The sequence below is a fragment of the Clostridium thermobutyricum DSM 4928 genome (genome assembly GCF_002050515.1).
Classification (GTDB): Bacteria; Bacillota; Clostridia; order Clostridiales; family Clostridiaceae; genus Clostridium; species Clostridium thermobutyricum.
Window position 1 is genome coordinate 1 of record NZ_LTAY01000071.1, and the last position, 8,782, is coordinate 8,782.

The 8,782-nt window shown below is 27.5% G+C and carries 5 protein-coding genes and 2 rRNA genes; all 7 read left to right on the plus strand.

The annotated features are described in order from the left end of the window. A 23S ribosomal RNA gene (locus tag CLTHE_RS13185) occupies window positions 1–125 on the plus strand; the annotation flags it as partial. A gap of 50 nt (window positions 126–175) precedes the next feature. Then, window positions 176–292 (plus strand): 5S ribosomal RNA (gene rrf / locus CLTHE_RS13190). A gap of 141 nt (window positions 293–433) precedes the next feature. Then, window positions 434–1,729: a SulP family inorganic anion transporter gene (locus CLTHE_RS13195; protein ID WP_080023864.1), complete on the plus strand. Its 1,296-nt coding sequence runs from the start codon at window positions 434–436 to the stop codon at window positions 1,727–1,729. Between the two features lie 208 nt (window positions 1,730–1,937). Beyond that, window positions 1,938–3,365 carry a glycogen synthase GlgA gene (glgA, locus tag CLTHE_RS13200; RefSeq protein ID WP_080023865.1) on the plus strand — a complete coding sequence of 476 codons (1,428 nt, stop codon included), beginning with the start codon at window positions 1,938–1,940 and terminating at the stop codon, window positions 3,363–3,365. 30 nt (window positions 3,366–3,395) lie between these two features. Then, entirely contained in the window at window positions 3,396–5,831 is a 2,436-nt protein-coding gene (locus CLTHE_RS13205; RefSeq protein WP_080023866.1) for a glycogen/starch/alpha-glucan phosphorylase, read from the plus strand. 155 nt (window positions 5,832–5,986) lie between these two features. Then, window positions 5,987–7,147: a glucose-1-phosphate adenylyltransferase gene (locus tag CLTHE_RS13210; protein ID WP_080023867.1), complete on the plus strand. Its 1,161-nt coding sequence runs from the start codon at window positions 5,987–5,989 to the stop codon at window positions 7,145–7,147. A 21-nt stretch (window positions 7,148–7,168) separates the two neighbouring features. After that, the gene (glgD, locus tag CLTHE_RS13215; RefSeq protein WP_080023868.1) at window positions 7,169–8,278 is read left to right on the plus strand and encodes a glucose-1-phosphate adenylyltransferase subunit GlgD; all 1,110 of its coding nucleotides are present in this window, start codon (window positions 7,169–7,171) and stop codon (window positions 8,276–8,278) included. Window positions 8,279–8,782: the final 504 nt, after the last annotated feature.

An 8,782-nucleotide genomic window follows, 5' to 3' on the forward strand; every position in this document is an offset into this window, starting at 1 on the left:
AAGATTAGATTTCCCATAGCGTAAGCTAGTAAGATCCCTTGAAGAACACAAGGTTGATAGGTTAGGGGTGTAAGCATGGTAACATGTTCAGCTGACTAATACTAATAGATCGAGGGCTTGACCAATAAAAATATCAACAGAATTTGATGTGCAATTTTCAGAGAACATCTGATAATTTGGTGATGATGGCATAGAGGGTACACTCCTTCCCATTCCGAACAGGAAAGTTAAGCTCTATAACGCCGATGGTACTGCATGGGAGACTGTGTGGGAGAGTAGGAAGTTGCCAAGTGAGAAAGAGAAAAGGATAGTATAAACTATCCTTTTTTTAATGGATAAAATTAATTTACAAAAAATTTATGTGATATGAGACAGATAATTAGAATCTGTCTCTTATTTACGCGGTTAAAAATCAAAGGGGGAATTTTTATAAATGAAAAAACCAGAGTTTTTTTCTATGATTCAAAACAGAAAAAAATTATTGACAAAAGAACAAGTTATTAATGATGTTATAGCAGGAAGTGTTGTTGCTATTATTGCATTACCATTATCTATTGCTATAGGAATTTCATCAGGAGTTAGTCCAGAAAAAGGACTTTTAACTGCAATTTTAGCAAGCTTATGTGTTTCTATTTTTGGTGGAAGTAGAGTACAAATAGGAGGACCTACAGGAGGATTTGTTGTAATTGTTTATGGAGTAATTCAAAAATATGGTTTTACTGGATTAATAATATCAACTCTAATGGCTGGATTTATTTTAATTATTTTAGGATTATTTCGTTTAGGAAATTTGATTAGATTTATACCTAAAAGTATAATTTTGGGTTTTACAGCAGGAATAGGAGTAGTTTTATTTAGTGCCCAAATACAAGAGTTTTTTGGTCTTAGAACTGGTAAGCTTCCTGTTAGCTTTTTTGGAAAATGGAATTTATATATTTTATCATTTAAAACTGTAAGTATAACTACCTTAATATTGGGGATAATATCTATATTAATAATAATTACATTTCCTAAAGTAAATAGAATCATACCTAGTTATTTAATTGCATTAATAGTAGTTACATTAATTGTAAAGTTTATGAATATAAATGTAGATACAATTGGTAGCTCTTTTGGACACCTTAGCTCCTCAATTCCTATGCCTGAATTACCGGCTTTGGGAACAATTAATATTAAAAATCTTATACTACCATCTATAACTATAGCATTTTTAGGATACATACAAGCATTACTTACAGCTGTAGTATCAGATGATATGATAGGAGAAAAACATAGTTCAAATACTGAGCTTATAAGTCAAGGGATAGCCAATATAGTATCTTCTTTATTTGGAGGAATACCAGCTACAGGAGCAATAGCTAGAACAACTGCAAGTATAAAAAATGGAGGAAGAACACCGTTAGCTGGATTAGTTCATGCTGGAATATTATTATTTATTCTTCTTATATGTGTACCACTTCTTCAATATGTTCCTTTAACTGTATTAGCAGCTATACTTATAGTGGTTTCATATAATATGGGGAATTTTGGTGATTGTATAAAGCTTATTAAAGAAGATAAAGCTAGTGGATTTGAACTTATTTTAACTCTTATATTGACTGTATGTGTTAATTTAGTTATTGCAATAGCAATAGCAATGATAGTTCATTTAATTAGAGTTAAAATAATAAATAATAAAATTCATACTAATAGAATTAATATAAGAAGTAAAAAAATTGGGATTGCATAATTTTAAAATTAATTAAGAATAATATATATAAGTAAATCTATAATTTAGGGGAGGTATAGGATTTGTAAAATATTAATGTACCTATGGGTTAGGATAGGGTATTAAAATTAAGATTCAATTAATAGGTACAGTTTTTATGAAATTGAAAGAAAAATAAGTTTTGAAATATGAGAATATAGAGAATATGGTATAGAAGGAGTTAATATAAATGAAAGTTTTATATGTGGGGGGAGAGGCAAACCCTTTTATTAAAAGTGGAGGACTTGGAGATGTATTAGGAGCATTACCAAAGGAGTTGGTTAAGAATGGTGTGGATGCAAGAGTTATAATTCCTAAATATAAAAATATAAAGAAGGAATTAAATAATAAACTTAAATTTATAAAATGGTTTATGGTCAAAGTTGGCTGGAGAAATCAATATTGTGGAATATTTGAATATGATTATGAAGGAGTTAAATATTATCTTTTAGATAATGAATATTATTTTGGAAGAGAAGGAATGTATGGGTATGTAGATGATGGTGAGAGATTTGCTTTTTTTACTAGAGCTGTATTAGATTTTATGAAAGAGATTAATTATCAGCCTGATGTTATCCATTGTAATGATTGGCATACGGGAATGATACCTGTGCTATTAAAGTTAGAGTATTCAAGAGATTTATTTTATTGTGATATGAAAACTGTATTTTCAATTCATAATTTAAAATTCCAAGGTACTTTTGATAAAAATATATTATCTGAATTATTTGGATATGATTTAGAACCTTATTATAATGGAAGTTTAGCATTTGATGATGGGATAAGTTTTATGAAAGGTGGAATTATGTATTCTGATATAATTTCTACTGTCAGTAATTCGTATGTAGATGAAATAAAATCTGTGGAATATGGAGAGAGAATGGATTCTATATTAAATGAAAGAGCTTATGCATTACATGGAATACTAAATGGAATAGATTATGATGAATATAATCCTGAAAATGATAAATTTATATATAGTAAATTTAATAGAAATAATTACGAACAAGGTAAGAAAGAAAATAAAATAAATCTCCAGAAAGAACTTAAAATTAAGATAAATAAAGATATACCTGTAATTGGAATAGTATCAAGACTTACAAGTCAAAAAGGACTTGATTTAATTGTCTCCATGATTGATAGAATTTTGCAAAGAGATGTACAATTAATAATTTTAGGAACAGGGGATCATCATTTTGAAGAGCATTTTAAAAATTTACAATATAGATATAGAGAAAAGGTATCTGCAAATATTTTTTTTGATGACTCTTTAGCACATAAAATATATGCATCTTCAGATATATTTTTAATGCCTTCTTTATTCGAACCTTGTGGATTAGGACAACTTATAGCTTTAAGATATGGCTCTATACCTATTGTTAGAGAAACTGGGGGATTAAAAGACACAATTTCAGCATTTAATAAATATACTGGAAAAGGAAATGGTTTTAGTTTTAAGAATTATAATGCTTATGAAATGGTAAATATTATTGAAGAGGCATTAGATACATTTAAAAATAAAGATGTTTGGAATTCTATAGTAAAACAAGCTTTAGATTCGAATAATAGCTGGGAAAAATCCGCAAAGGATTATTTAAAATTATATGAGAGCTTTTAGATAATCCTTATAAATAGGGGGTATATTTTTATGATAAATATAGGAAAAGAAGAATTCAAAAAGGCTTATTTAAAAAAATTTCTTGAAATTCATGGGGAAGAACTAGGTGAAGGTAATAGTTATAAAAAATATGAAGCTTTAGGTAACTTGGTAAAAGATTATGTAGGCGAAAAGTGGGTAGAAACTACAAAGAAATATAATAATAGTGGAGAAAAACAGATTTATTATTTTTCAATGGAGTTTTTATTAGGAAGACTTCTTGGAGATGCTCTATTAAATTTAGGAATAAGAGATGTCTGTAGAGAGGCATTAAAAGATTTAGGAATAGATTTAGAAGAATTAGAAAGCTTAGAACATGACCAAGGATTAGGTAATGGAGGATTAGGAAGGCTAGCAGCTTGTTTTCTTGATTCTATGGCATCACTTAATATTGCAGGACATGGTTGTGGAATTAGATATAAATATGGATTTTTTGAACAAAGAATAGTAGATGATAAGCAAGTTGAAGTTTCAGATAATTGGCTAAGAGACGGGAATTTATGGGAGAAAAGAAAACAAGATAAAAAAGAAATAGTAAAATTTGGTGGAGAGGTGATTACAGAAGAAGTAAATGGTGTTATGAAGTTTACTCATGTAAATTATGAACCTATTTTAGCTATTCCTTATGATACTCCAGTAGTAGGATATGAACATGAGACAATAAATAATTTAAGGCTTTGGAGCGCAGAAACTGTAAGTGATGAATTTGATTTTTCTTCATTTAGTAGAGGTGAATTTTTAAAAGCTTTAGAATATAAAAATTCAGTTGAAGCAATTTCACAGGTTTTATATCCAAATGATACTCAATATGAAGGGAAAATATTAAGACTTAAACAACAATATTTCTTTGTATCTGCTGGAGTTCAAAGTATAATTAGACATTATAAGAAACATGGTGGAAGAATAGAAAATCTAGATGAAAAAATAGCTATTCATATAAATGATACTCATCCAACATTAGCTATTCCAGAATTAATGAGGATACTTTTAGATGAAGAAGGATTAGGATGGGAAGAAGCTTGGAAGATTACTACTGGAACTATTTCTTATACAAATCACACAATACTTGCAGAAGCATTAGAGAAATGGCCAATAGATATGTTTAAGGAACTTTTACCAAGAATTTATATGATAGTTGAAGAAATAAATAAAAGGTATTGTCAAGAACTTTGGAATAAATATATAGGTCAATGGGATAAGATTTCTAGAATGGCAATCATAGCTGATGGACAAGTTAGAATGGCTCACTTAGCAGTAGTAGGAAGTCATAGTGTAAATGGGGTTGCCAAGCTTCACACTGAAATTTTAAAGAAACAGGAAATGAAAGATTTATATTATTTTTATCCAAATAAATTTAATAATAAAACCAATGGAATAACTCATAGAAGATGGCTTATAAAAAGTAATCCACAATTAACTAAACTTCTTAAAAATACAATAGGAGATGGATTTATAAAGCATCCAACAGATTTAATTAAATTTGAAGCTGAAGTGCGTAAAAAAGAAATTCAATTAGAACTTGCAAAAATAAAAAGATTAAATAAAGAAAAACTTGCAAAAACAATTTTAAATACAAAAGGGATAATAATAGATCCTGATTCAATTTTTGATGTTCAGGTAAAAAGGATTCATGCATATAAGAGACAAAGTTTAAATTGTTTAAAAATAATGCATTTATATAATGAGATTTTAGCAAATCCTAATAAGGATATGGTTCCAAGAACATTTATATTTGGAGGGAAAGCAGCTCCTAGCTATTACTTAGCAAAAAATACAATTGAATTAATAAATAAGATTGCTAATGTAATAAATAATGATAAGAGAGTTAATGAAAAAATGAAAGTAGTATTTTTAGATAACTACAGAGTTTCTTTAGCAGAAGAAATAATTAGAGCTACTGATTTAAGTGAGCAAATATCAACTACTACTAAAGAGGCATCAGGAACATCAAATATGAAATTTATGATGAATGGTGCATTAACAATAGCTACATTAGATGGGGCAAATATAGAAATAAAAGATGAAGTTGGATTAGATAATATATTTATATTCGGATTGCAATCGCAAGAAGTATTAGATTATTACAAATATGGTGGATATTCATCTTATGAATATTATAGAGATGATCAGAGAATAAGAGCAGTAATAGATGATTTAATAAATGGAAGATATTGTTCTGATAAAGAAAGGTTTAGACCAATATATGATAATTTAATAACTTATAATGATGAGTTCTTTGTTTTAAAAGATTTTGATTCTTATATAGAAACAAATTCTAGAGTTGATAATGAATTTAGAGATTTATATAAATGGCAAAGAAAATGTGGAATAAATATAGCACATTCAGGAATATTTTCGTCAGATAGAACAATATCAGAATATGCAACAGGCATTTGGGGATCAGAACTTATATACAAAAATTTATAATATAAAAATTAGTTTTATGTTTAATTTAAGAAGTAAGGTTGTTTAGATTTTAAACAACCTTATTTTGATTTTAAAAACTTATGTATAAATCTAAAAATCCTATCATATGTTTTATTGATATAGAAAGTAAAGCAAGATATGAGAGGAGAGTGGATATGAATAAGAATAATATGATTGCAATGATATTAGCAGGAGGACAAGGCTCAAGGCTTGGAGTTTTAACAAAAAACTTAGCAAAGCCAGCAGTTCCTTTTGGAGGAAAGTATAGAATAATAGATTTTCCTTTGAGTAATTGTTCAAATTCAGGAATTTACACTGTAGGAGTATTAACTCAGTATAAACCTTTAGAATTAAATTCACATATAGGGATAGGAAGTCCTTGGGATTTAGATAGAAGAGGAAGTGGAGTTAGTATATTACCACCATATCAAGAAGAAGATGGAGGAAAATGGTATAAGGGAACTGCAAATGCAATATATCAGAATATAGAATATATAGATAGCTATAATGCAAAATATGTACTTGTATTATCAGGAGATCATATTTATAAAATGGATTATTCTAAAATGTTAGATTTTCATAAAGAGAAAGAAGCAGATGCGACTATTGCAGTAATAAATGTTTCTAAAGAAGAGGCAACTAGATTTGGGATAATGAATACAAATCCAGATCTATCTATTTATGAATTTGAGGAAAAACCAATGTTCCCAAAGAGTACAAATGCTTCAATGGGAATTTATATATTTAATTGGGAAAACTTAAAAAAACATCTATTAGAAGATGAAATGAATCCATTATCGAATAATGATTTTGGAAAGAATATAATTCCAAAGATGTTAGAGGAGAATAATAAGTTATTTGCTTATCCTTTCAAGGGATATTGGAAAGATGTAGGAACTATAGAAAGTCTTTGGCAAGCAAATATGGATTTATTGAAAGATGATAATGAACTATGTCTTCATAATGATGAATGGAAAATATATTCTGAAAACCCTGTAAGTCCAGCACAAATGATAGGAAAAGATGCTAGTGTTAAAAATACATTAGTTGTTGAAGGGTGTGTAGTTAAAGGAAAAGTAAGAAATTCTGTACTTTTTCAAGGAGTTCATATTGGAAAAAATACAATAATAAAAAATTCTGTAATAATGAATAATGCTTATATAGAAGATGATGTAGTAATAGAGAAGGCAATAATAGGAGCAGATGCAAGAATAGGAAAAGAATCTCATATTGGAAATGGAAAAGAAATAGCGGTTGTTGCATCTAAAGAATATATAGAAAAAGGAAGTAGGATAGATTCAGAATATAAACTTTAATTTATGGAGAGTGAAAGGAAGATGAAAGATTGCATAGGAATAATAAATTTAGATGAAAATGAAAAAGGAATGGAGGAACTAGTAAAAAAAAGAGTACTAGGTTCTGTTCCAATAGGAGGAAAGTATAGGATTATCGATTTTGTATTATCGAATATGACTAATTCGGGAATTGAATGTATAGGAATATTTACTAAAAATAAATCGAGATCATTAATGGATCATTTAACTAATGGTAGACCTTGGGATTTGCATAGGAAAAAAGATGGACTTAAAGTGTTTAACTTTGGAGATAATGAACCTTATTATGAAGATGTTCATAATTTTTTAGATAATATAGCTTTTGTTAAATATAGTAGAAAAGAATATGTATTATTAGCTCCTTCATATATGATATGTAATATAGACTATAGTGAAATAATATATAATCACAAAAAAAGCGATAATGATATTACAGTTATTTATAAAGAGGTGAATAATGCAGACAAATCATTTATTGATTGTGATGTTTTAAATATAGATGAAAAAAATAGAGTTATAAGTGTTGGAGAAAATTTAGGAGAAAAAAAACATGCTAATATAAGTATGGAAATGTATCTAATGAAAACAGAAATATTTATTGATATAGTATATGACTCTATAAGAAGTGGAGAATATAGAAAAGTAAAACAATTTATACATTCAAAATTAAAAAGTCTAAAGGTTTATGCTCATAAATTTGAAGGCTATGTAAGTTGCATAAATACATTAGAAGAATATTATAAAACTAATATGGATTTTTTAGATGAAGATATCAGCCAAGAAATATTCTGTAATAAAGATTTAATTTACACTAAATCTAAAGATTGTGCACCAACACAATATACAGAAGATAGTGTAGTAAAAAATTCAATAATAGCTAATGGATCTTATATAGAGGGAGAGGTTGAAGATTGCATTATAGGAAGAAGTGTACACGTTGCGAAGGGAGTAAAATTAAGAGGTTGTATATTAATGCAAAATGCAGTTATTAAGGTTAACTCAGAGATTAACAATATGATAATTGAAAAAGGAATGGAAATAGGAGAAAATGAAAAATATATTGGAACTAAGAATTTTCCAATGGTAATATATCCGAGAAATTTTAAATATTAAGAATAGTTATTTCATAAATATTAGTTTGCGCTTTAATATCAAATAAATGCTATTTGGTTATAAATATATAGAAATAACATCAAAAGGCTTTAAGGTATTTATAACTTTAAAGTCTTTTTTATTAATTAGTTTAGCATATCACAATGTTAGTTATATTTAAAAGGAAAATAAAGCGATAATAAATATTTTGAGTATAAATTACAATTTTACATAATCTGAGCACTAAATAAAATGGGAAAGTAGGAATATGGTTAATATAAAAAAGGTCTTTAAAAAATATACAAAATAAAATATTAAAAAAATATCGAAAAAGTATTGACAATATTAAATATAAGTAATATACTAAACAAGTCGCTGAGAGCGATAAGAAAAAATGGTCTTTGAAAATTGAACAGAATAATATATAAGCAAACTTAAACCAGCAATTCTTTTATAAGTAAGTTTTAAGAGCTGAAAGATTAAACTTTTTATTGAGAGTTTGATCCTGGCTCAGGACGAACGCTG